At 38.9% G+C, this 24,205-nt stretch carries 19 protein-coding genes, 1 pseudogene and 1 other annotated feature; of the genes and pseudogenes, 19 read left to right on the plus strand and 1 reads right to left on the minus strand.

The features are described 5' to 3' along the window. The first annotated feature begins 335 nt into the window (after positions 1 to 335). The 12 genes from ftsE (at position 336) to NQ540_RS03220 (ending at position 12,141) form a co-directional block, all read left to right on the plus strand. Complete coding sequence (gene ftsE, locus NQ540_RS03165) at positions 336 to 1,022, plus strand: cell division ATP-binding protein FtsE (RefSeq protein WP_005604930.1); 687 nt, start codon at positions 336 to 338, stop codon at positions 1,020 to 1,022. After that, positions 1,012 to 1,899, plus strand: a complete 888-nt coding sequence (gene ftsX / locus NQ540_RS03170) for a permease-like cell division protein FtsX (protein ID WP_005604931.1) — start codon at positions 1,012 to 1,014, stop codon at positions 1,897 to 1,899. Before ftsE ends, ftsX begins: the two co-directional genes overlap by 11 nt. A 508-nt stretch (positions 1,900 to 2,407) precedes the next feature. Continuing rightward, positions 2,408 to 3,265, plus strand: a complete 858-nt coding sequence (locus tag NQ540_RS03175) for a MetQ/NlpA family ABC transporter substrate-binding protein (protein ID WP_005604936.1) — start codon at positions 2,408 to 2,410, stop codon at positions 3,263 to 3,265. 98 nt (positions 3,266 to 3,363) lie between these two features. Next, positions 3,364 to 4,389: a methionine ABC transporter ATP-binding protein gene (locus NQ540_RS03180; RefSeq protein ID WP_005604938.1), complete on the plus strand. Its 1,026-nt coding sequence runs from the start codon at positions 3,364 to 3,366 to the stop codon at positions 4,387 to 4,389. After that, entirely contained in the window at positions 4,382 to 5,095 is a 714-nt protein-coding gene (locus tag NQ540_RS03185; RefSeq protein ID WP_005604939.1) for a methionine ABC transporter permease, read from the plus strand. Before NQ540_RS03180 ends, NQ540_RS03185 begins: the two co-directional genes overlap by 8 nt. Positions 5,096 to 5,341: 246 nt before the next feature. Next, the gene (locus NQ540_RS03190; RefSeq protein ID WP_005604940.1) at positions 5,342 to 5,683 is read left to right on the plus strand and encodes a MazG nucleotide pyrophosphohydrolase domain-containing protein; all 342 of its coding nucleotides are present in this window, start codon (positions 5,342 to 5,344) and stop codon (positions 5,681 to 5,683) included. A 39-nt stretch (positions 5,684 to 5,722) separates the two neighbouring features. Continuing rightward, positions 5,723 to 5,924: a binding site (T-box leader), on the plus strand. A 49-nt stretch (positions 5,925 to 5,973) separates the two neighbouring features. After that, positions 5,974 to 7,422 carry a proline--tRNA ligase gene (gene proS / locus NQ540_RS03195; protein WP_005604941.1) on the plus strand — a complete coding sequence of 483 codons (1,449 nt, stop codon included), beginning with the start codon at positions 5,974 to 5,976 and terminating at the stop codon, positions 7,420 to 7,422. Positions 7,423 to 7,457: 35 nt separating this feature from the next. Next, complete coding sequence (locus tag NQ540_RS03200; protein WP_005604942.1) at positions 7,458 to 8,942, plus strand: UDP-glucose--hexose-1-phosphate uridylyltransferase; 1,485 nt, start codon at positions 7,458 to 7,460, stop codon at positions 8,940 to 8,942. Between the two features lie 18 nt (positions 8,943 to 8,960). Then, positions 8,961 to 9,692: a tRNA (adenosine(37)-N6)-threonylcarbamoyltransferase complex dimerization subunit type 1 TsaB gene (tsaB, locus tag NQ540_RS03205; protein WP_005604943.1), complete on the plus strand. Its 732-nt coding sequence runs from the start codon at positions 8,961 to 8,963 to the stop codon at positions 9,690 to 9,692. After that, entirely contained in the window at positions 9,676 to 10,758 is a 1,083-nt protein-coding gene (gene rimI, locus NQ540_RS03210) for a ribosomal protein S18-alanine N-acetyltransferase (protein ID WP_005604944.1), read from the plus strand. The genes tsaB and rimI overlap by 17 nt, the downstream gene beginning before the upstream one ends. A gap of 10 nt (positions 10,759 to 10,768) precedes the next feature. Then, positions 10,769 to 11,788: a tRNA (adenosine(37)-N6)-threonylcarbamoyltransferase complex transferase subunit TsaD gene (tsaD, locus tag NQ540_RS03215; protein ID WP_005604945.1), complete on the plus strand. Its 1,020-nt coding sequence runs from the start codon at positions 10,769 to 10,771 to the stop codon at positions 11,786 to 11,788. 107 nt (positions 11,789 to 11,895) lie between these two features. Next, complete coding sequence (locus NQ540_RS03220; protein WP_005604946.1) at positions 11,896 to 12,141, plus strand: type B 50S ribosomal protein L31; 246 nt, start codon at positions 11,896 to 11,898, stop codon at positions 12,139 to 12,141. An 844-nt stretch (positions 12,142 to 12,985) separates the two neighbouring features. Here NQ540_RS03220 and NQ540_RS03225 read toward each other — a convergent pair. After that, positions 12,986 to 13,843, minus strand: a complete 858-nt coding sequence (locus NQ540_RS03225; protein WP_005604949.1) for a DUF368 domain-containing protein — start codon at positions 13,841 to 13,843, stop codon at positions 12,986 to 12,988. Positions 13,844 to 14,038: 195 nt separating this feature from the next. On the opposite strand from NQ540_RS03225, the gene NQ540_RS03230 reads away from it, so the two are divergent. The 7 genes and pseudogenes from NQ540_RS03230 to rpoB form a co-directional block, all read left to right on the plus strand. Beyond that, a complete protein-coding gene (locus tag NQ540_RS03230; protein ID WP_005604950.1) occupies positions 14,039 to 14,914 on the plus strand; it encodes a DegV family protein in 876 nt (291 codons plus the stop codon). A 46-nt stretch (positions 14,915 to 14,960) separates the two neighbouring features. Further along, positions 14,961 to 15,503: a TetR/AcrR family transcriptional regulator C-terminal domain-containing protein gene (locus NQ540_RS03235; protein WP_005604952.1), complete on the plus strand. Its 543-nt coding sequence runs from the start codon at positions 14,961 to 14,963 to the stop codon at positions 15,501 to 15,503. 140 nt (positions 15,504 to 15,643) lie between these two features. Continuing rightward, a complete protein-coding gene (locus tag NQ540_RS03240; protein ID WP_005604954.1) occupies positions 15,644 to 17,416 on the plus strand; it encodes an oleate hydratase in 1,773 nt (590 codons plus the stop codon). 63 nt (positions 17,417 to 17,479) lie between these two features. Next, positions 17,480 to 18,577: a competence protein CoiA gene (locus NQ540_RS03245; protein WP_005604956.1), complete on the plus strand. Its 1,098-nt coding sequence runs from the start codon at positions 17,480 to 17,482 to the stop codon at positions 18,575 to 18,577. A gap of 204 nt (positions 18,578 to 18,781) precedes the next feature. Next, positions 18,782 to 19,591, plus strand: coding sequence for a uridine phosphorylase (gene udp, locus NQ540_RS03250; RefSeq protein WP_050755078.1), 810 nt, complete (start codon positions 18,782 to 18,784; stop codon positions 19,589 to 19,591). Continuing rightward, positions 19,570 to 20,241 carry a deoxyribose-phosphate aldolase gene (gene deoC, locus NQ540_RS03255; RefSeq protein ID WP_005604959.1) on the plus strand — a complete coding sequence of 224 codons (672 nt, stop codon included), beginning with the start codon at positions 19,570 to 19,572 and terminating at the stop codon, positions 20,239 to 20,241. Before udp ends, deoC begins: the two co-directional genes overlap by 22 nt. Positions 20,242 to 20,540: 299 nt before the next feature. Beyond that, positions 20,541 to 24,015: pseudogene (gene rpoB / locus NQ540_RS03260) on the plus strand (DNA-directed RNA polymerase subunit beta); the annotation flags it as partial. Between the last annotated feature and the right edge of the window lie 190 nt (positions 24,016 to 24,205).

Raw genomic sequence — 24,205 nt, forward strand, 5'->3', positions numbered from 1 at the left:
AATAAACTGTGTGGAAATCGTTCTATTAGGAACGATTTGGAGTTAGATAGAGCAGAATAACCTCACACTGTGAGGTTATTCCTGGCTTCTGTCTCTCTCCCTCGTATCCTGAGTAGTTGAACTCGGGCTCACAGAGCCGACGTCCATTTCAACAAACATCCGCACGACTTGTTCCAAGTCCCTTGCGGTGTTTGTTTCCAATGATTCGGCTCTGAGCGTTCGCCCTCGTATCCTTAATTTAATATTTCTGTAATCTTATGTGAAGGTGTTGTAATATTAGGGTGCTATAATAGTGAAGATTAAAAAAATCGTAGGATTAGAAAGCTGGTGAGTTTATGATTGAAATGATGAATGTAACTAAGAAATATAATAAAGGTATCACTGCTATTAATAATTTATCCATTCAAATTAAAGATGGAGAATTCGTTTATGTAGTAGGACCTTCTGGTGCAGGGAAATCAACTTTCATTAAAATGATGTATCGTGAAGAAAAAGCGACAAAGGGTAGAATTCGTGTGGGAAAATATGATTTGATGAAGATTAAAGATCGTCAAATTCCATTCTTACGCCGTTATGTTGGTGTCGTATTCCAAGATTTTAAACTTTTACAAAATAAAACAGTTTATGAAAATGTGGCTTATGCGATGGAAGTAATTGAAAAATCTCCTCGTGAAATTAAGCGCCGCGTCGATGAAGTGTTAGAATTAGTAAATTTAAAACACCGTATGAATAACTTCCCAAATGAATTATCTGGTGGGGAACAACAACGTGTAGCGATTGCTCGAGCAATTGTGAATACTCCGGGAATTTTAATTGCCGATGAGCCTACAGGAAACCTAGATCCGGATACATCTATGGAAATTATGGATATTTTAGAAAGAATTAATGAACAAGGAACTACCATTGTGATGGCGACTCATAATAGTCAAATTGTAAACGAGAAAAAACATCGTGTTTTAGCCATTGAAAGTGGACAAATTGTTCGTGACCAAGAACAGGGGGAATACGGATATGAAGATTAGAACGATGGGTCGTCATATACGTGACGCCTTCAAGAGTCTTTTCAGAAACGGATTAATGACGTTTGGTTCGGTTTCTGCGGTATCAATGATTCTTTTAATCGTTGGTGTGTTTGTTTCACTACTATTTAATGTGAACAAAATTGGATCAGATATTGAAAATGACGTTAATGTTCGTGTATATATTGATTTGGCAGCAGATCAGGAAAAGACAGATCAATTAGAAGCGAAAATTAAAGAATTGGCGGATGTAGAATCTGTAACATTCCGTTCAAAAGATGAAGAATTAGAAGATGTAACAAAGAGCTTTGCTGAAGAATTTTCATTGTTTAAAAATGATGGAAATCCACTTCGTAATGCTTTTGACGTAAAAGCAAAAGAACCTCAAAAAACAAGCGCAGTTGCTAAAGCTATCGAAGGAATGGATTACGTAGCTCGTGTTCGTTATGGTGAGGCTCGTGCGGATAATTTATTCCGAATTATTGCTACAGCTCGAAATATCGGTGCTGTCATTATTGTGGGGCTATTAGCGTTAGCAATGTTCTTAATTTCTAACACGATTCGCTCAACAATTTACTCAAGAAGAACTGAAATTGAGATTATGCGCTTAGTAGGAGCTACAAAGGCGTATATTCGCTGGCCTTTCTTCTTAGAAGGTGGGATGATTGGATTACTTGGTTCTATTATTCCAATTGGATTAGTGTGGTCAATCTATCTATGGATTTATAAAGGTGGATCAGACTTCTTCTCTGGTTCAAGTTTTAGCTTACTTGATCCTAATCCATTCTTAATTTATGTCTCATTGGCCATGGCTGCTATCGGTATCACTATCGGAGCTTTTGGGTCTATTCTTTCAATGAGAAGATTCCTAAAGAAATAAATCTTAAACTAAAGGTGAGCAGAGATGCTCATCTTTTTTATTTTTAATATGCATAATAGTTATAACGAGTTCAAAGAAACTGATATATATAAATAACGCATTTTGCATTGACTCTAAGATAGCTTATCGTATATAGTAATTTCATCAGATAAAACAATGCAATGAACAGATAAGTAAATAGAGAAGAATGTGAAAGAGAATCCGGATGGTGAGAAAGGATACAGGGCACTTTATTGAAAATGGTCTGGGAGCAACAAAGGTGATCAAGCTTTTGCGTCTTGTACTCGATAAAGTACAAAAGTATCTTGCTAATGCAATGTACTTTTTAAGCAGTGAACTGTGAGGTTCATTGGAACTAGAGTGGTAACGCGAAACTTCGCCTCTAAAATAGGGGAGAAGCTTTTTTTATGGCCCAAAACCAAATCAATCATGCATCCATCTGGTGGAAATCCCGACGCGCGCATGTGGGTTTCCAAAATGAATTATGGAATAATAAGGAGAGAAAAATATGAAATTATCAAAAATCTTTAAAACAGCAACTTTAGGACTTGTAGCTACAGCATTAGTAGCATGCGGAAACAATAATTCTCAATCAGGAGAGTCAAAAACAACAACAGCAGAAAAATCAGAAGATAAAAAAATTACGGTAGTTGCTTCACCAGCACCTCATGCTGAAATTTTAGAAGCTGCAAAACCGATTTTAGCAAAAGAAGGTTATGAATTAGAAATTAATATCGTTAACGACTATGTGACTCCAAATAATATTGTTTATGGTGGAGATGCTGATGCAAACTACTTCCAACATACCCCATATCTTGAAAAATTCAACAAAGAACACGGTCAAGACTTAGTATCAGTTGGGAATGTACACATTGAACCAATGGCGATTTATTCTAAAAAATACAAATCATTACAAGAATTACCAGAAAATGCTGTAGTTTATGCTTCAACGAATCCTGCTGAAGTAGGACGTTTCTTAAGCTTCTTTACAAAAGCTGGTTTAATTAAATTAAAAGAGGGTGTTAACCCAGTTACTGCAGGACTAAGTGATATTGCGGAAAATCCAAAAAATATCCAAATTAAAACTGAAATTGCTCCTGAATTGCTAGTTTCTACTTATGAAGCAAATGAAGGGGATGCAGTGATTATTAACTCAAACTTTGCGATTGATGCAAAACTTTCACCAGTTAAAGACTCAATTGCTTTAGAAGATCAAAGTTCTCCATATGCGAACTTAATTGCAGTAAAACCATCAGAAAAAGATAATGCAAAAATTAAAGCATTAATTAAAGTGTTACAAAGTGAAGAAATCCGTAAATTTATTAGTGAGAAATATACAGATGGTTCTGTAGTTCCTGCGAAATAATGTGATATACTATTAAACAGAAACAAGAGGAGTGGAAAGCCGTTAAGGGATGTGCCTTGGACTTTCCACTCTTTTTTAACAGTTGAAGGAGTGAAGAGATGATTAAAGTGGAACACGTGTCGAAAACTTATAAAGCAAAACAAGGCACGGTTGAGGCAGTCAAAGATGTCTCTTTAGAAATTAGCCGAGGAGAAATTTTTGGGATTATTGGTTTTTCAGGTGCTGGTAAAAGTACACTTATCCGTTTGTTGAATGGGTTAGAATCAGTTACAAGTGGACAAATTTCTATTAATGGAAAAGACATTACTAAATTAAAACGAAAAGCTCTTTTAAAAGAACGCCAAAAAATTGCGATGATTTTCCAACATTTTAACCTACTTTGGTCTAGAACCGTGGAAGAAAATATTGCTTTTTCTCTAGAAATTGCAGGCGTTGCTAAAGATGCCCGTAATCGAAAAGTCAAAGAATTGATTGAATTAGTGGGATTAAGTGGGCGTGAAAAAGCTTATCCTTCAGAATTATCCGGGGGACAAAAGCAACGTGTGGGAATCGCTCGTGCACTTGCAAATGATCCGGAAGTATTACTTTGTGATGAAGCAACGAGTGCTTTGGATCCTAAAACAACCAAAGATATTCTTAAATTGCTAGTAGAAATCAATGAGAGATTAGGTTTGACAATTGTGTTGATTACACACGAAATGCATGTTGTTCGTCAAATTTGTCATCGTGTAGCCGTGATGGAAGAAGGTCGAGTGGTTGAGAGTGGGGAGGTTATTGAAGTCTTCAAGAATCCTAAACAACCTATTACAAAACAATTCGTTGGGGAAGAACGAGTGGAAGATGAAATGGAAGAAGTATTTAGTCACTTAGCGACTTCTCTTCGTCCTGGTGTAGTCGTGCGTATTCAATATTTAGGAGATCGAACAGGAGATGCTGTTCTATCCGAGGCGATTCGAAAACTTGATGCGACAGTATCAATTTTACAAGCAAAAGTGAATATAACCCAAAAAGGTGTGCTGGGTAGTATGATTATTCTAATTGAAGAAAACGAAGAAAAAGCAGAAGCAGTTATTCAATACCTTCAAAAAGCAGAAATTATTGTGGAGGTGTTAGAGAATGTTTAATGTATTTTTAGCTCAAACGAGTATAGAAGAATTGTTTCAACAAATGTTTTCTTTTGAAAACGTGAATTGGAATGAAGTGATCAAGGCGACTAATGAAACATTATATATGACCTTTATTCCAACTTTTTATGTTTTTGTCATTGGTTTGCTACTAGGTATTTTGCTATTTTTAACGGGAAAAGGACGTAGTCTCCAAAATAAGTTTGTTCATTTTATTTTAGGAGGCATTATCAATGTGTTCCGCTCTATTCCGTTTATTATCTTATTAACCTTGCTGATGCCATTTACAAAGGCGATTATGACCACCATTATTGGTCCAAAAGGGGCAATTCCAACCTTAGTGATTAGTGCAGCTCCATTCTATGCTCGACTAGTCGATATTGCTTTAAATGAAATTCCTTCTGGAGTGATTGAAGCAGCTGAGTCGATGGGGGCGAATACTCGTCAAATTATCACAAAGGTTTTAATTCCAGAATCTTTACCAGCTCTTGTCTCAGGAATTACGGTAACCGCCATTGCACTTGTAGGTTCTACTGCTGTAGCCGGTGCAATCGGAGCAGGTGGATTAGGAAACCTTGCTTATATGATTGGATTTACTAGAAACAAACAAGATATCATTTTTGTAGCAACAGTAGCTATCCTTGTTTTAGTATTCATCATTCAAATTATTGGAGATTTAACCGTCAAAGCAATAGATAAACGATAGGATACGAGCCATCGCGCCCAGAAATGGAATGTTGGACCGGAATACCGTAAGCGGCTGAGACAGCCGTGCGGATATTTCGGGAAACGCACGCCATTTCTGCGATGGCGAGTTCAACTACAGGATACGATGAAAAGTGCCAAGAAATGGCTCATAACTCTCTGCAGTATCTGTCTTTATTTGCCTAAATAAATTATGTAAAATAGCAATAGACTCTATGTCTATTGCTATTTTTTGGAGCGTGAGAAGATGTCAAAACTAACAATTAAAAAGTATCAAGAATACTTAGAAAATGTATATAAGAATAGAAACAATGATCAAGGACTTTTTATTAAATTAGTGGAAGAAATTGGTGAAGTTGCTGAACAAATTAGCATCCGAGACGGAAGAAAAGATGGAGATAAAGAAGCTGTGATCGAAGAATTAGGGAAAGAACTGGCAGACGTAATTCATTATACGATTGCTATTGCAGGAGTAAACGGAATTGATTTAGAGAAAGTCATCTTAGAAAAAGACTTAAGTGCGGCTATTAAATACCAGCATTCAACGAACTTGATGGAGTACATAGAGCAAACAGCAAAAAACGACTAGTTTACAGCAAGAAAACACTTGCTTTACGAGTGTGTTTAGAGTAGGATAGGACTTGGAAAAGTAAGTGAAATGATGGGTACAGAAAGTTCTGATTGCTGAGAAAGAACCCCCGCTCTTTAACTGAACCTACCAAACGAAGTGATTATGAAAATAATCCGGTGAAATCATCGTTATCAATGTTAAAGAGACATTTACAAAGTAAGTGTAATTAAGGTGGTACCGCGAGTCATTCGTCCTTTTTAGGGGAGTGGCTTTTTTTATTTCACAAAAAATGAAAAGGAGCTAAGCAGATGGCAGAAAAAACAAACTTACAAAGAGAAGATTTTTCTAAATGGTATATTCAAACCATTCAAAAAGCAGATTTAATGGACTATTCACCAGTGCGTGGATGTATGATTTTCAAACCAGACGGATATGAAATCTGGGAACATATTCAAGAGGAATTTAACCGTCGTTTTAAAGAAGAAGGCATTCGTAATGCATACTTCCCAATGTTAATTCCAGAAAGCTTCTTCACAAAAGAAGCAGACCATATTGAAGGATTCGCGCCTGAATTACCATGGGTGACAGAAGCAGCTGGCGAAAAATTAGAAGAACGTTTAGCACTACGTCCAACAAGTGAAACAATGATTGGAACAGCTTTTTCAAACTGGATTAATTCATACCGTGATCTTCCATATGAAATTAACCAATGGGCAAATGTATTCCGTTGGGAAAAGAAAACTTTACCATTCTTACGTACTTCAGAATTCTTATGGCAAGAAGGACATACAGCGCATGCAGATGAAGAAGATGCACGTCGCAGAACAATGAAGATGTTAGAGGTTTATAAAGAAGTTGTAGAAGGCGTATTAGCAGTGCCAGTTTACGAAGGTCAAAAAACTCCGTCAGAGCGTTTCGCAGGGGCAGTAGACACTTACTCCATCGAAGCAATGATGAAAGACGGTAAAGCTGTTCAAGCGGGAACTTCTCACTATATGGGAACAAAATTCGCTGAAGCGTTTGACATCAAATATTTAACAAAAGAAAATGAACATGTATACGCCCATACAACTTCATGGGGAGTATCTACTCGTTTAATCGGTTCATTAATTATGACTCATGGGGACGAAAAAGGGTTAGTATTACCTCCAAAAGTGGCTCCAACACAAGTAGTCTTAATTCCTGTTGGACCATGGAAGAAAAATCCAGCCATCTTAGAAAAATTAGAAGAGCTTCAAAAAGAATTGAAAGCTGCTGGATTACGTGTGAAAATCGATGACACTGACAACTCACCAGGATTCAAATTCAATGAGTGGGAATTACGTGGTGTCCCAATGCGTATCGAATGCGGACCTCGCGACTTAGAAAATAATCAAGTGATGACAAAAATGCGTGACTTAGATGAAAAAGTAGCAGTTGGATTCGACGTTTTAGTAGATACCATTTTATCTGAATTAGATAAAATGCAAGTTCGTATGTTAGAAACTGCTCGTGCGATGCGTGCTTCTAATGAATATACAAACATTGATACTTTAGATGAGTTGAAAGCTCACATCGAAGCAAAACGCGAAGCTGGCGAAGTACCTGGTTGGGTATTAGTTGGTTGGGACGGAACAGAAGAAAGTGAAGCGAAAATCAAAGAAGAAACAGGCTTCACAACTCGTAACATTCCATTTAACGCTCCAGTGAAAAAAGAGAAATGTATCGTTACTGGCAAACCGGCTGTGCATACAGTTTGGATTGCACGTGCATATTAATAGGAATGAATTTTAGTTGGTAGGGGGACCAGATTATGAAAATGAATAAAGCGATTCAGGAGTTTGTAAATAGTGCGATTGAATCAGGGTATGTATCAAAAGAGGATCGTAGCTATTTATTAAATCGCGTGCTTTATTTAGTGGGAGAAGAATCTTTTGAGGCTTGTAAAGAAATCGATCAACCATCTCTATTAGAAGCAATGGCGAACGTGGTGGAGGCATCTGTTGAAGCAGGGAGGATTGCAGATGACGCTGAAGAACGCGACTGGCTTGAACAAGAGCTAATGAACCTTGTGATTCCAAAACCTTCAGAATTGAACCGTCTATTCTGGAATAAATACGAAGAAGGACCTAAAGTAGCGACAGACGCGTTTTATAAAATGGCGCTCGATTTGAACTTAATTAAGGTCAATGATATCGCTAAAAATATTTCTTTTAACGGAGAAACAGAGTATGGCGATTTAGAAATCACGATTAATTTATCAAAACCAGAAAAAACGAAAGAAGAAATTATCAAAGCAGCGCAATCGAAGGATTTCAATTATCCTGCCAACCGTTTATGCTTTGAAAACGTAGGCTACCATGGTCGTATCAATTGGCCAGGTCGTGCCAACCACCGTATTGTTGGAATGGAACTTGGTGGAGAGTCTTGGGGCTACCATTATTCTCCATATGCTTATTATTCAGAGCATGCCATCTTCTTGTCTGAAAATCTAGAGCCAATGAAAGTGGATGAGGGAGCCTTTAGCAGACTTCTTGAAATCGTGACACAATTCCCTCATTATTTTGTAGGGTCAAATGCAGGGCTTCCAATTGTTGGAGGATCGATTTTAAGTCATAACCACTATCAAGGGGGACGTTACGTATTCCCAATGAACCTTGCTAAAGTCTTGGAAACTGGAATTTCTAAGAAGTTTGATACCGTTAAAATCGAACGTCTATACTGGCCACTTTCTGCGCTTCGTCTTCGCGGAAATAATCGTGAGGAAGTATTTGAAGTAGCAGTTGATATCTTAAAAGCATGGGAAGACTACGAAAACAAAGACCTTGAAATCTTACGTGAATCAAACGGCGAACCGCATAATGCGATTACTCCAATCGTGCGCCGTCAAGGAGATGCGTATGAGTTTGATTTAGTATTACGTAACAACCGTACGACAGAGGAGTTTCCAGATGGAATTTTCCATCCACATGCGGATGTACAACATATTAAGAAAGAAAATATTGGTTTAATTGAAGTGATGGGGCTTGCGATTTTGCCGCCACGTCTTGAACGCGAGCTTCGCGAAGTGAGAGACTATCTTGTTGGAGAAGCACCTCTTGAAGCAGTCGCAACCATTCACCAAGAATGGGCAAAAGAATTGAAAGCACAAGAACCAACGAAAGAAACTGTAGACGCATTTTTACAAAAAGCGGTGAGTGCAAAATTCTGCCGTGTGTTAGAATATGCAGGCGTCTTTAAACAAACAAAAGAAGGCCAAGAAGCATTTAGCGCCTTCATGCATGAATTTACGAAATAGTTAGAAAGGAAGTGCCGTATGACAATCCTCGCACTAGATACATCGAATAAGACATTATCGGTCGCTGTAGAACTGACAAACGGTACCATGATTGAACAAACGATTGAGAACACGTTGCAACATAGTGTTCTCCTTGTGCCAACCATTGAAGCCGTTTTTGAAGAAGCCGGCATTACAGCAAAAGATTTAACGAAGGTTATTGTTGCTGAAGGACCCGGTTCTTATACGGGACTTCGAATTGGCGTTACTATTGCTAAAACACTCGCAAAGAGTCTGGGGATTCCACTTGTTGGCGTCTCCAGTCTCGACGTCTTTTTACCGAACCTTGCTTCTAAAGTGGAAGTAGGAAAAATCGTTGTACCGTTTTTTGATGCTAGACGTCGAAATATTTTCGCGGTAGGCTATCAAAAGACTGAAGAAGGGTTTAAAAAGGTGATTCCAGAGCAACATATTTCATGGGATGATTTCTTGAAAGTGTTGCCGGAATTTGCAATGGGAGTAACTTTTGTAGGGCAATTACAATCGATTACAAAAGATGCAATCGTAGAAAAAGGAGCGAGTGAGGCGAAGTGGCTTGAAGGGCCTGACGCTATTCCTCACGCAACATCGCTCATTGAATTAGGAAGAAATAAGGAAGCTGTTGATGCGGACGTATTTGTCCCAATGTACTTGAAACTGGCAGAAGCTGAAGAGAATTGGCAAGCTGAGCATCCTTTAGAAAAGGGGTCAGTGTATGTGGAACGAGTTTAAAGAACGCTTCATTCAGTGGTTTGAAAAAATCAAAGTACTGTTTCTAGACGGGTCGCAACAGAAAGAACCGATTCGCAATCAATTTGAAAATTTTGAAAAAAGAGTCATTCTTGGAAATGGGGCGCAAGCCAAAATTCGAATTGGAATTCCAGAAGATGCCGCTCGTATTTTTGAAGTGGAAGAGGCAGCTTATAACGGAGAGTCGCCATGGGCAAAAGATATTCTTGAAAAAGATGTTGCCTATAATCCTGATGCCATTTATATCGTACTGGAAGTGGAAAAGGATATTGTTGGCTTTATCGGTGCAAGAACGACAGAGAGTACGGATTTACATATTACAAATGTAGCTGTACTACACGATTATCGTTTTTTAAATGTAGCTACATTATTGTTAAAAGCAATTGAAAAAATTGCAAGAGCCCTTGATAAAAAAGAAATTACTTTAGAAGCTCGAGTATCGAATACCAAAGCAATTCGTTTATATAGAAAGAATGGTTATAGCGTTATGGGAACGAAGGAAAATTATTATACTCCTGAAAATGAGGATGCTGTAGAAATGCTCTATACATTACCACCAAAAACGCCATCTTCCTTCCATTCGTCAGAGTACTCTTTTACAAGACTTCAACCAGCTGATTTAGCGATGGCTGAAGCATTAGTTGAGTTAGTACAAGAAAATTACGAGCATCCCAATCATTGGAGCGTCGAGAGTTTCCTTGCAGATTTGGAGAATCCAGCAAACACGTATTACGGAGTATGGATGCAACGCCAATTAGTAGGATTCCTTGGAGTCCAAGCAGTTCTTGATGAAGCAACGATAACGAATATCGTAATTGCTAAAGACTATCAAGGTAAAGGGCTCGCACAACGTTTATGGCAAATGGCCTTATATGACTTGAAACAAAGAGATGTGAAAGTTGTCTTTTTAGAAGTACGTGAAAGCAACAAGCGTGCTCAATATTTATATGAAATTCTTGGATTCGAAGCCTTCCATACGAGAAGAGATTATTATAGTGATCCAGTAGAAGATGCGATTGAATATCGCTTAGAAATTGAACAAAGATAGGAGGAACAATATGAAAGAAACATTGATTCTAGCAATTGAAAGTAGTTGTGATGAGACAAGTGCAGCCGTGATTCAAAACGGAAATACCATCCTTTCAAATATTGTTGCCTCTCAAATTAAAAGTCATATGCGTTTTGGAGGGGTTGTGCCAGAGATTGCCAGCCGCCATCACGTCGAACAAATTACGCAGGTTATCGACGAAGCTCTTGCTAAAGCAGGCAAAACTTTGGATGATATGGATGCTATTGCGGTGACATACGGTCCAGGACTTGTGGGAGCACTTCTCATTGGGATTTCTGCAGCGAAAGCCTTGGCATTAGCGAGTGGAAAACCACTGATTGCAGTGAACCACATGGCAGGGCATATTTATGCTAATCAACTTGTAGAACCTCTTCAGTTTCCTTTAATGGCACTTGTGGTCAGCGGAGGGCATACAGAATTGGTGTATATGCCAGAAGATGGAAAGTTCCAAATTATCGGTGAAACAAGAGATGATGCGGCAGGAGAAGCGTATGATAAGATTGGTCGTATTTTGAACTTGCCCTATCCTGGTGGAAAGAAAATGGATGAATTAGCTCATCTAGGAACGGACACTTACGACTTTCCACGTGCGATGATTCATGAAGACCATTTTGATTTCAGTTTTAGTGGATTAAAATCAGCGGTCATCAATCGTGTTCATAACGCCAAACAAAAAGGCGAAGAGATTGTCCCCGAAGATTTAGCTGCTAGTTTCCAAGCCAGTGTCGTAGAAGTTTTAGTCGAAAAAACAAGACGTGCGCTTAAAGCTTATCCTGTAAAACAATTCGTGTTAGCAGGAGGAGTGGCTGCCAATAAAGGGCTTCGTACAGCGATGACACAGATGATGGAAGAGCACTATCCAACAGTCACATTCTCCATCCCGCCATTGTCACTTTGTGGAGATAATGCGGCGATGATTGGTGCTGCAGCCTTTACTAAATACATGCAAAAAGACTTTGCGAAAATGGATTTGAATGCTGTTCCAGGGCTAGAATTAGGGGAAGAATAAAACTATTGCAAATTCAATTTGAGCATGGTATTATATTCGTGTTGCATTATGCATGCGAAAATAAATAACTCTGGATTAGCAAATAATTCAGGGCAGGAGGAATAGAAATGAAACAAGGAATTCACCCAGATTATCATCCAGTAGTGTTCATGGATACAACTACAGGATTCAAATTCTTATCAGGTTCAACAAAGACTTCAAGTGAAACTGTTGTATGGGAAGACGGTAACGAATACCCATTACTACGTGTGGAAATCACTTCTGATTCTCACCCATTCTACACAGGTCGTCAAAAATTCACTCAAGCAGACGGACGTGTGGATCGTTTCAACAAAAAATACGGTCTCAAATAAGAACTTTACAAACTCTCTCACTTCGAGAGAGTTTTTTTGTGCGTTCAAAAGTTCCGCCAAGGGCGGCGATTATGGTGTTAGCAGGGATGGTGCTTGAAAGAGAATTCTTATTATCAGCCATTGTTTATTGAAACAAAATAGCGGGATACCGGAGAAAGTCTTGAAGTCTTTCTCCTTCAAAGCCTCAAACAAGCCGTAATGGATAAAATCCATAACGGCTTTTAATTCGCATTCGATATGCTTCCCCGCTATGGTTTCAATAAATGTCTGATAAGCGAATTCTCTTTTAATTTTTTCGTGCAGTACCCTAATCGCCTTCTTGGTGCAAAACTCTACTCGAGGAGAGAGTTTATAAAGTTCCATTCTCGATAAAGGAACAAAGGAGAAGGGATGAGGTTTGTGCATTTTATGAGGAAAGAGCATTCTTATTATCAGTCATTGTTTATTGAAACAAAATAGTGGGATACCAGAGAAAGTCTTGAAGTCTTTCTCCTTCGAAGCGTCAAACAAGCCGTAATGGATAAATCCATAACGGCTTTTAATTCGCATTCGATATGCTTCCCCGCTATGGTTTCAATAAATGTCTGATAAGCGAATTCTCTTTTTAGTTTTCTGGTGCAATACCATAATCGCCTATTGGGTTGAAAATTCTACTCAAGTAGAGAGGTTGTAAGTTCTATTCGTGACAAAGTGCAAGATGATTAATAAAAAAGCAAAATGTAACATATAAGTTACGTAACTTATATGTTACATTTTGCTTTTTGAAGTAGAAGAGGAAATTAACAGAACGGTTAATTTGAGGCATAAAAAAACAGCCTTGCGAGAAGCAAAGCTGTTTGAAATGTTATTTATAAGTGTCTTCAAGTTTCGCCATAAATGCACCTAACCATGTTCCAAATCCTAACATAACAACGCAGGCAAGGTATTGAACGATGTCAAATCCAGCGTAGTTTGTTGGGATGATCATTACAGTTGAAGCAAGCACGATTCCGAAAATGAAGTGGAATAATTGTGGATAAGCTTTCTTAAAGATGTAGTGTACAAGTTTTGAGAAGAGAGCTAATGTTACAAGTCCACCTAATGCGATTGGAAGAATCACACTCATATCTAATGTTTTGAAACCATCTGACATTTGTTTGTACATCCCCATATATACGATGAAGTTTGATGGGCTAAGTCCAGGAACGATAATTCCAAGAGCGATTAATCCACCGGCAATCATCCAAGTGAAGAAGTTAGCTTCAACGCTACCGCCAATTGCATTTTCACCTAAGTAAAGGAGTAAGCATCCACCGACAAATGAAGCAATCAGAATGATAATATCGCGTGTTGAGCGACCTTCTTTTCCAGCTTCTTTCCAAAGAGCAGGGATTGTTCCTACGATACATCCGATAAAGAACCACAGGATGATTGTTTCAAAGTTTCCAAGTAAGTAACTTACGCCAAATGATAAGATAACGATACCTGCAAGAGCACCGATTCCGACTGGTAAGAAGAATAATACGTTCTTCTTGAAGTCTTTTGTCACGTTTGCGAGGAAAGCAATCATGCGTTCATAAAGTCCAAAGATGGCCGCAAGTGCACCACCGCTGACACCAGGGAGGATAAATCCTGAACCGATGAACATTCCTTTGAAGAATCGTAAAAACCAGTCGTTTTTCTTTTGTTTATCTAATTGATGTTGCGTTGATCTTTGTTCCATAATACCTCCAAAAAAATTACTATGTCTTCTATTATACTGCAATTTGATGGATGAGCAAGTATTGTTAAGCTTCTTTTAGAAAACTTACCATTCATTGCGCAGGTATTTATTTTTTGTTATACTTGGGTGTAGGAGTTTTGAAGTTTTTTTGACTTTAAAGTTCACTTAATTTCAAATGTGAAAGGAGTTGGATAGATGAAAATTGCTGTCGTTACAGATAGTACAGCTTATTTAACGAAAGAAGAATTAGCCGAGCTAAATGTATATGTGATGCCGTTGTCTGTTATTTTTGGACAAGAGACGTATCGTGAAGATATAGATATTTCATCTGAAGAATTTTATGCAAAAGTAAAATCTTCTTCAATCTTTCCAACGAGTACACAACCACCAGTAGGAGAAACTTACGAATTATTCCGCGAACTTGCAAAAGATTATGATGCTATTATTCCTATTACTATTTCTAGCGGAATTAGTGGGACTTATCAAACTTGTGTGGCTGTGGCCGATGACATGAAAGATGAAGTGCCGATTTATCCAATTGATTCAGGGATTAGTTGTGCACCTCAAGCAAGAGCTGTAAAATTAGCAGCGGTAATGGCAAAATCTGGAGAGTATTCTCCTTCAGAAATTGTAGAAACTGTTCAACGATTAGTTGATCGTACGACAGCCTACTTTATCGTTGATGATTTAAGCAATTTACAACGCGGTGGACGTTTATCTGCAGGGGCTGCATTAGTGGGTTCTATGTTGAAAATTAAGCCAATCTTGACATTTGTCGATAAAAAAATTGTTCCATTTGAAAAGATTCGCACGCAACAAAAAGCGATGAAACGTATCGAACAATTATTTGCAGATGAAACAGGAACAACAGACGGAGATGGCTATGAATTAGTCATTATTCATGCAAATGCTCCAGAAGCTGGTGAAGCGTGGAGACAAAAAATGCAAGAACAATATCCTAAATTACGAACATCATTGGCCTATTTTGGTCCAGTTGTTGGAACTCACCTTGGTGAAGGGGCTTTAGGCTTCTCATGGGATATCGTACAAGAAAAGAATTTAGAAAAATAAAGAGTGGGGAAACCCGCTCTTTTCTTCATGAAACAGAGGGATACAAATGACACTTGTTGTGAAAAAGATGTTAGCCAATACGCTAAAAGAACTAATGAATGAACGGCCATTGACGAAAATTACAGTACAAGATTTAACGAAGAAGTGCGGTATTAGTCGTCAAACGTTTTATAATCATTTTCATGATATTTATGAATTAGTAGAATGGATTTATTTAAATGAGGCGCATATTACGCTTGGAGAAAATATTTCTTATGAGAATTGGCAAGATGCCCTGGAGGCACTGTTTCAATATATGGATGATAATCGCAACTTTGTTCTTAACACGTATCGCTCTGTTAGTAAAGAAAATGTCGAGCGGCTCTTGCAACGTGAAGTTGAACGGTTCTTGACGGATTTGATTTTTAATGAAATTAATGTCAGTGGCGAAGAAGCAGAGCAAGTACAATTCTCGATTGAGTTTTATACGTATGCACTTGTTGGGGTAGGGCTTGATTGGATTAGCCGTCAAATGCCTGGTACGGCTAAAGAACTTGTTGAAAAAATCGAGCAGGTCATGATTGGAACGATTGTGGCTCGCGTTTCTTAATAAATTACTTTACAATTTTATCTCAATGTCCAAACTTTGGACATTGGGATTTTTTTGTCTATGGTACTTTTGATAAAACGGGAGTAGAGTAATGCATGTAAAGAATAAAACCTGATTTTCAGGAACTAGGAGGAATTACTATGTATCATTCAAACGGAAATTACGAAGCATTTGCCCGCCCTAAAAAACCACAAGGAGTTGACCAAAAATCAGCTTACTTAGTTGGTTCAGGACTTGCATCTTTATCAGCCGCTGCTTTCTTAGTCAGAGATGGCCAAATGAAAGGAGAAAACATTCATATTTTAGAAGAACTTCCACTTGCAGGAGGAAGCTTGGACGGAATCTTAAATCCAACGCGCGGATTCATTATTCGTGGGGGACGTGAAATGGAAGACCACTTCGAATGTTTATGGGATTTATTCAGATCTATTCCCTCACTAGAAGTCGAAGATGCCTCAGTACTAGATGAGTTCTACTGGCTTAATAAAGAGGACCCTAACTATTCTAAATGTCGTGTGATTGAAAATAAAGGGCAACGCATTCCAGATGATGGACAATTCACATTAAGCGATAAGTCAAGTGAAGAAATGGTGAAATTATATTTGATGTCTGAATCTGAATTGCAAGGGTTAAAAATTACCGATGTATTCAGCGAAGAGTTCTTCGAATCAAACTTCTGGACTTATTGGGCTAGTATGTTTGCTTTTGAAAAATGGCATTCAGCCATTGAAATGCGCCGTTACATTTTACGTTTCATTCACCATATCGACGGTCTACCTGACTTATCTGCATTGAAATTTACGAAATACAACCAATATGAATCACTTGTTTTACCGCTCGTGAACTATTTGAAAAAACACAATGTTCAATTCGAATACGATACAGTTGTTAAAAATGTGATTGTTGAACATGATGGAAGTGACATGATTGCCAAAGAACTTGTGTTAGAAGTAGGTGGCGTTTTAGAAACACGTAATTTAACAGAAAACGACTTAGTATTTGTGACAAATGGTAGTATTACTGCTGCGACAACATATGGGGATAACAATACTCCAGCACCAATCTCAAAAGAATTAGGCGGAGCATGGAGCTTATGGAAAAACTTAGCGAAACAAGATGAACGCTTCGGACATCCTGAAGTATTCTGTGAAAACTTGCCAGACCAAAGCTGGTTCGTTTCAGCTACAACAACTGTAAAAGACAAACGAATCGCGCAGTATATTCAAAAAATCTCAAAACGTGATCCTTATGCTGGAAAAGTGGTGACAGGAGGAATCGTAACCGTTCGTGACTCAAACTGGATGATGAGCTACACATTAAACCGTCAACCACACTTTAAAGCACAAAGTAAAGATGAATTAGTCGTTTGGATTTATGGTTTATATTCAGGAATCAAAGGAAACTATGTGGAAAAACCAATCGAAGAATGTACAGGGATTGAAATTGCCGAAGAATGGTTATATCACATGGGTGTCCCAGAAGAATTAATTCATGAATTTGCTAGCGAAGGATGCAACACAGTGCCTTGCTACATGCCTTATATCACAAGCTACTTCATGGCTCGTAAAGATGGCGACCGTCCGCTCGTTGTTCCAAATGGCTCTAAAAATATTGCCTTCATTGGTAACTTCGCTGAAACTCCTCGCGATACAGTGTTCACAACAGAATATTCTGTTCGTACAGCGATGGAAGCAGTGTATACATTGCTTGATGTCGATCGTGGGGTACCAGAAGTGTTCGCTTCAGCTTACGATTTACGAGTTCTTACAAAATCAACAAGCCGCTTGATGGATGGTAAGAAATTAGCTGATGTAAAAGTGCCATTCTTAGTGAAATTATTTGAAAAACGTGCTGCTAAGAAAATTAAAGGTACGATGATTGAAGAACTTCTCAAAGACGCAAACTTAATCTAATGAGTGAAACCTCTCTAAGTCTCTTAGAGAGGTTTTTTCGTATCTGTTGTTGAGGTGATAGATATGAATATCGTTAGAACCAAAACAGGAGAGTTGATTCATGCCACACAAATTAAAGAAGATGAAGCCTATTTTTGCCCGGAATGCGGAGAAGAGGTAACAAAGAAGATTTCTAGAAATGGAGTCGTGTTCTTTGCGCATATTCCAAAGAAACACAGGCAGGAGGAAACTCAGGCACATCAAGAAGGAAAACACCTACTACTAGAGAGTTTGAAGAGTCATGGCTTTCATGCTGAGTTAGAGCCGTATGTGTCGTCTATTGAACAGATTCCAGATATCGTCGTTACAGAAGGCAAGAATGCTTGGTGCATTGAGTATCAATGTAGCGTAATTTCTCCTGAGGATATCGTAGAGCGGACGAAACATTTAAATGAAATTGGAATGTCAGTTCAGTGGATTTTAGGGGAGAATTATGAGAGTCAGCATAAATTGACAGATACCTTTAGCTTTCTAATGAAATATCACCCGCAATTAGGGAATTATTTAATTTTCTTTGTGAAGGGGGAGATGATTTTTCATACGCGAATTAAGATAAAACCTCGATCTCAGCAAATGACTTATCAAATAGTACGGGTACCGCTCTTATCGTTCTCATGGAAAAAGTGGAAGAAGCTTGTCGAAGATTCTGTTCCTGTAAAAGCACACTTAAAACCGAATAGAGAGATGAAATGGACGTCAAGGGACACAATGCTTTTTAAGAAATTAGCGTCTCCACTCACGAGGGCATTTCTCGTAAAGTTATACCGATGCCGTCAAACCATAGAAGAACTTCCCGATTCTTTCTTAACGTTCCCGATTTATACGGAGACGTTTAAGGTGCCTAATCTTGTGTGGAAGGGATATGCGTGGATATTGTTGGAACAAATGGCTTTTGGTGGAGATGTCGAAATGATGGGTTTTATTGAAAGAGTGAAAGAAATCTTGCGACCATTCTTGCGCCCGGTCTCAAATCCAGAAAGTCAGATGGAGGCTTGCATTTGGGAGTTCATAGACGAGCTATTAGCTGATAAAAAAATAAAAATTTCGTATCCAAAATCAAAAATGAACCGTTTGCAAAAAGATGGTAATTTTGGTAAAATATTCATGAGTGTAGAGGGATGAAGAGGCAAATAGAGATAATTATGGTAACTGTATATCCAATTATTTAATCCTTTCAACTATACTTGCAAAAGGCATCTATAGGCATAATTATTTGATGAAGATTTGTCATCATCCTCCTATCTGGGGCTATGGAAAAACCATGGCCCCTTCCTAGTTTGCTAGGGGAATATTGAGGCACAAATGGTGCAGGGAAGGAAGGTATTCATGAAATATTCAGAAGAGGGATTACAATATCATATCCATACACGTAAAGGGGATGTAGGTCGCTATGTGATTTTGCCAGGGGATCCGAAACGCTGTGCTAAAATTGCGGAACACTTTGAAAATGCGCAGTTAGTAGCGGACAACCGTGAATATGTTACATATACAGGATACTTAGACGGAGAAAAAGTAAGTGTGACGTCAACAGGAATCGGTGGACCGTCAGCTGCAATTGCGCTTGAAGAATTAGTACGAAGTGGTGCCGATACTTTTGTCCGTGTTGGAACATGTGGCGGAATTGATATAGACGTTAAAGGTGGCGATATCGTGATTGCGACAGGTGCAATTCGTACAGAAGGAACAACACGTGAGTACGCGCCAATTGAATTCCCAGCTATTGCAAATTATGATGTCGTAACAGCGCTAATTAATGCGGGTAAAGGCTTAGGATACACAACACATGCAGGGGTTGTGCAATGTAAAGATTCATTCTACGGACAACACGAACCACAAGTGATGCCGGTCAGCTTTGACTTGCAAAACAAGTGGGAAGCTTGGAAGCGTCTTGGCGTGAAGGCTTCTGAAATGGAATCAGCAGCGTTATTCGTTGTGGCGAGCCACTTAGGCGTTCGCGTTGGATCTACTTTCTTAGTAGTGGGGAACCAAGAACGGGAAGCATCAGGGTTATCAAATCCAATCGTACATGATACAGAAGCAGCCATTAAAGTCGCGGTTGAAGCACTTCGTAATTTAATTAAAGAAGACCGTGCAAAATATGAAAGAGGGATTATATGGAAATCAAAGAAATATTGAAAACAGTTGACCATACATTACTATTGCCCGCATCTACTTGGAGTGAAATCAAAGAGATTTTAGATGATGCGATGAAATACGAAACTGCTTCAGCATGTATTCCAGCTTCTTTTGTCAAACGTGCGAGCGAATATGTGAATGGAAAATTAGCTATCTGTACCGTTATCGGATTCCCGAACGGCTATAGCACAACAGCAACCAAAGTCTTCGAGACAAAAGATGCTATCCAAAATGGAGCTAGCGAAATCGACATGGTCATTAATATTGGTGACGTGAAAGATGGACGCTTTGATGCTGTAGAAGATGAAATTCGTCAAATTCATGAAGCATGTGGCGGTCATATCTTAAAAGTGATTATCGAAACAGCACTTCTTACAGAAGACGAAATCATCAAGATGTGCGAAGCCGTAACAAAAGCGGGTGCGGAATTCATTAAGACTTCAACAGGATTCTCAACTGCGGGTGCGACATTTGAACATGTGGCGCTAATGAAGAAACACGTTGGAGAAGGTGTTCTTGTAAAGGCCGCTGGCGGGATTTCTAGCATTGAAGATGCCGAAAAATTCATCGAATTAGGAGCAAGTCGTCTTGGAACAAGCCGGATTGTGAAAATCGTGAAGAATCAATCGGTTGAAGAGGGCACATATTAGTCCGAAAAAACCAGATAAAATCTAACTTTCCCAAGTGTCGTCAACCTTGACGGTGCTTGGGATTTTGTGTATAATAATATAACGCAATAAGTGTGGATTTTAATCGGTGTGAGGGTTGAAATATTGTCCAATTCCTTACAAATAAAGGCTTAAAACAAAAGAATTTGCATTTTTCACAAATGACCGCAAACAATTCTTTTGGTTTTTTTTTGTTTAAAAATCGACCGAAATCTTCATTTGTTACGAACTTTTAATAAATGTCATCATATTGTAACATTTATCAATACTAATTATTAGGGGTGGAAGAGTTGGCACATCATGATGTGAAATACGGTAGACACCGTGTGCGTAGAAGTTATGCACGAATCAGTGAAGTATTAGAATTACCTAATCTGATTGAAATCCAAACAGATTCTTACCAATGGTTCTTGGATGAAGGAATCCGTGAAATGTTCAAGGATATTTCGCCTATTGAAGACCATACAGGTAATTTATCATTGGAGTTCTTAGATTATGAATTACATGCTCCAAAATATAATTTACAAGAAGCTAGAAATCACGACGCAAATTACGCGGCTCCAATTTACGTAAAAATGCGTTTAGTGAACAAAGAAACTGGTGAAGTGAAAGACCAAGAAGTATTCTTTGGTGACTTCCCATTAATGACAGAGATGGGTACATTTATCATTAATGGTGCTGAACGTGTAATTGTATCTCAATTAGTTCGTTCACCAGGTGCTTATTTCCATGACAGACCTGACAAAAACGGTAAGCAATTATATGGTTCAACATTAATTCCAAACCGTGGTGCATGGTTAGAGTATGAAACAGACTCAAAAGACATTTCTTATGTGCGTATCGACCGTACTCGTAAAATTCCATTAACGGTATTAGTTCGTGCGTTAGGTTTCGGTTCAGATGAGCTTATCCAAGAAATCTTCGGAGATAGCGAAACATTACGTTTAACTCTAGATAAAGATGTTCATAAACGTATGGATGAATCTCGTACAGAAGAAGCCCTAAAAGACATTTATGACCGTCTACGTCCAGGTGAACCAAAAACAGCTGAAAGTTCGCGTAACTTATTAACAGCTCGTTTCTTTGACCCACGCCGCTATGATTTAGCAGCAGTTGGACGCTACAAAGTCAATAAAAAATTAAACCTAAAAAATCGTTTATTACACCAAACAATTGCTGAGAACTTAGTAGATCCTGAAACAGGAGAAATCGTTGTTGAAAAAGGAACGGTTCTTGAACGTGATGTAATGGAAAAAGTGGTAGAAGTCCTTGAAAAAGGTGCGAACCTATTCACTTTACATCCATCAGAAGACGGTGTTATTAAAGAGCCAGTAATAATCCAAACAGTAGAAGTTTATTCACCAGCTGACCCAGAACGCGTGATTAAAGTCATCGGTAACGGAAACGTGACGGAAGACGTGAAACACGTGACTGCAAGCGACATTATCGCTACAATCAGCTACTTCTTAAACCTTTACGAAGGAATCGGAACAACAGACGACATCGACCACTTAGGAAACCGTCGTATCCGTTCAGTAGGGGAATTATTACAAAACCAATTCCGTATTGGTTTATCTCGTATGGAACGTGTGGTTCGCGAACGTATGTCAATTCAAGACACTGCGACAGTGACACCACAACAATTAGTCAATATCCGTCCAGTCGTTGCGGCAATTAAAGAGTTCTTCGGATCTTCTCAATTGTCACAATTCATGGACCAAACAAACCCATTAGGAGAGTTAACACACAAACGCCGTCTATCAGCGTTAGGACCTGGTGGTTTGACTCGTGACCGTGCTGGATATGAAGTTCGTGACGTTCACTATTCTCACTATGGTCGTATGTGTCCTATCGAAACTCCTGAAGGACCAAACATCGGGTTGATCAACAGCTTATCAACCTATGCGAAGATCAATAAATATGGTTTCATCGAAACTCCATACCGTCGTGTAGACTGGAACACTCATAAAGTTACAGATAAAATTGACTACTTAACAGCTGACGAAGAAGATAGCTTCGTAGTAGCGCAAGCAAACTCTCCATTAAATGAAGATGGAAGCTTCGTGAATGATGTTGTTATGGCGCGTTACGTATCTGAAAACTTAGAAGTGCCAGTAGAACGCGTTGACTATATGGACGTTTCTCCAAAACAAGTAGTTGCAGTTGCGACAGCATGTATCCCGTTCTTAGAAAACGACGACTCAAACCGTGCGTTGATGGGTGCGAACATGCAACGTCAAGCTGTTCCATTGTTAAATCCAAAAGCACCATTCATCGGTACAGGTATGGAATACGTATCTGCACATGACTCAGGGGTTGCCTTGTTATGTAAACGTGATGGTGTAGTCGAATTCGTTGATGCTAAAGAAGTACGTGTACGTACAGCTGATGGCTCATTAGATACTTACCACATCACTAAGTTCCACGGATCAAACGCGGGTATGTGTTACAACCAACGTCCAATCGTGGCACAAGGGGATAAAGTCGTTAAAGGCGAAATCCTAGCAGATGGACCTTCTATGGAAAAAGGTGAATTAGCATTAGGACAAAACGTTCTAGTAGCGTTCATGACTTGGGAAGGTTACAACTACGAGGATGCGGTTATCATGAGTGAACGTCTAGTTAAAGACGATGTGTATACTTCAATCCACATCGATGACTACGATTCAGAAGCTCGTGATACAAAACTTGGACCTGAAGAAATTACTCGTGAGATTCCAAACGTTGGGGAAGACGCATTGAAGAACCTAGACGCAGACGGAATTATTCGTATCGGTGCCGAAGTTAAAGATGGTGACATCTTAGTTGGTAAAGTAACTCCTAAAGGGTTAACAGAACAATCACCAGAGGAACGTTTATTACACGCAATCTTCGGTGAAAAAGCTCGTGAAGTTCGTGACACATCTCTACGTGTACCTCACGGCGGTGGCGGTATTGTCCGTGATGTACGTGTATTCACACGTGCAGCAGGTGATGAATTAGCACCTGGCGTAAACAAATTAGTTCGTGTATATATTGTACAAAAACGTAAAATCAATGAAGGGGATAAGATGGCCGGACGTCACGGTAATAAAGGGGTTGTTTCCCGTATTATGCCGGAAGAAGATATGCCATTCTTACCAGATGGAACACCAGTTGACATCATGTTAAACCCATTAGGGGTACCTTCACGTATGAACATCGGACAAGTGTTAGAGTTACACTTAGGGATGGCTGCTCGTGAATTAGGTATTTACATCGCAACACCAGTATTCGATGGTGCGCAAGATGAAGACGTATGGGGAACTGTTGCAGAAGCGGGTATGGCTCGTGATGCGAAAACAATTCTATATGATGGACGTACAGGGGAACCATTCGATAACCGTGTGTCAGTAGGGGTTATGTACATGATCAAACTTGCTCACATGGTTGACGACAAACTTCACGCTCGTTCAATTGGACCATACTCACTCGTTACACAACAACCTCTTGGAGGTAAAGCGCAATTTGGTGGACAACGTTTCGGGGAAATGGAAGTATGGGCACTGGAAGCTTATGGTGCTGCGTATACATTACAAGAAATCTTAACGTACAAATCAGATGACGTTGTTGGTCGTGTGAAGACTTACGAATCAATCGTTAAAGGTCAACAAATTTCACGTCCAGGTGTACCTGAATCATTCCGCGTATTAGTAAAAGAATTACAAGCTTTAGGTCTTGATATGAAAGTACTGGATGCACAGGATGAAGAAATCAAACTAGAAGATATGGACGAAGACGAAGGAATTCGTTTCAGTGACGTTGAAAGAACAAACGAAAGACGTGCGCAATTAGATGAATATTCAGACCGCGCAGCTGAATTATCAGCAGCAGAAGAAACTTCATCTGAAGACGTTGAAGTAGACGTTGTTGAAGATGATTTTGAAATTGACGAAGAGTAATAGAACTATTGGAATCGTAGGGCAAT

Source organism: Granulicatella adiacens ATCC 49175 (assembly GCF_025150565.1).
GTDB classification, from domain to species: domain Bacteria; phylum Bacillota; class Bacilli; order Lactobacillales; family Aerococcaceae; genus Granulicatella; species Granulicatella adiacens.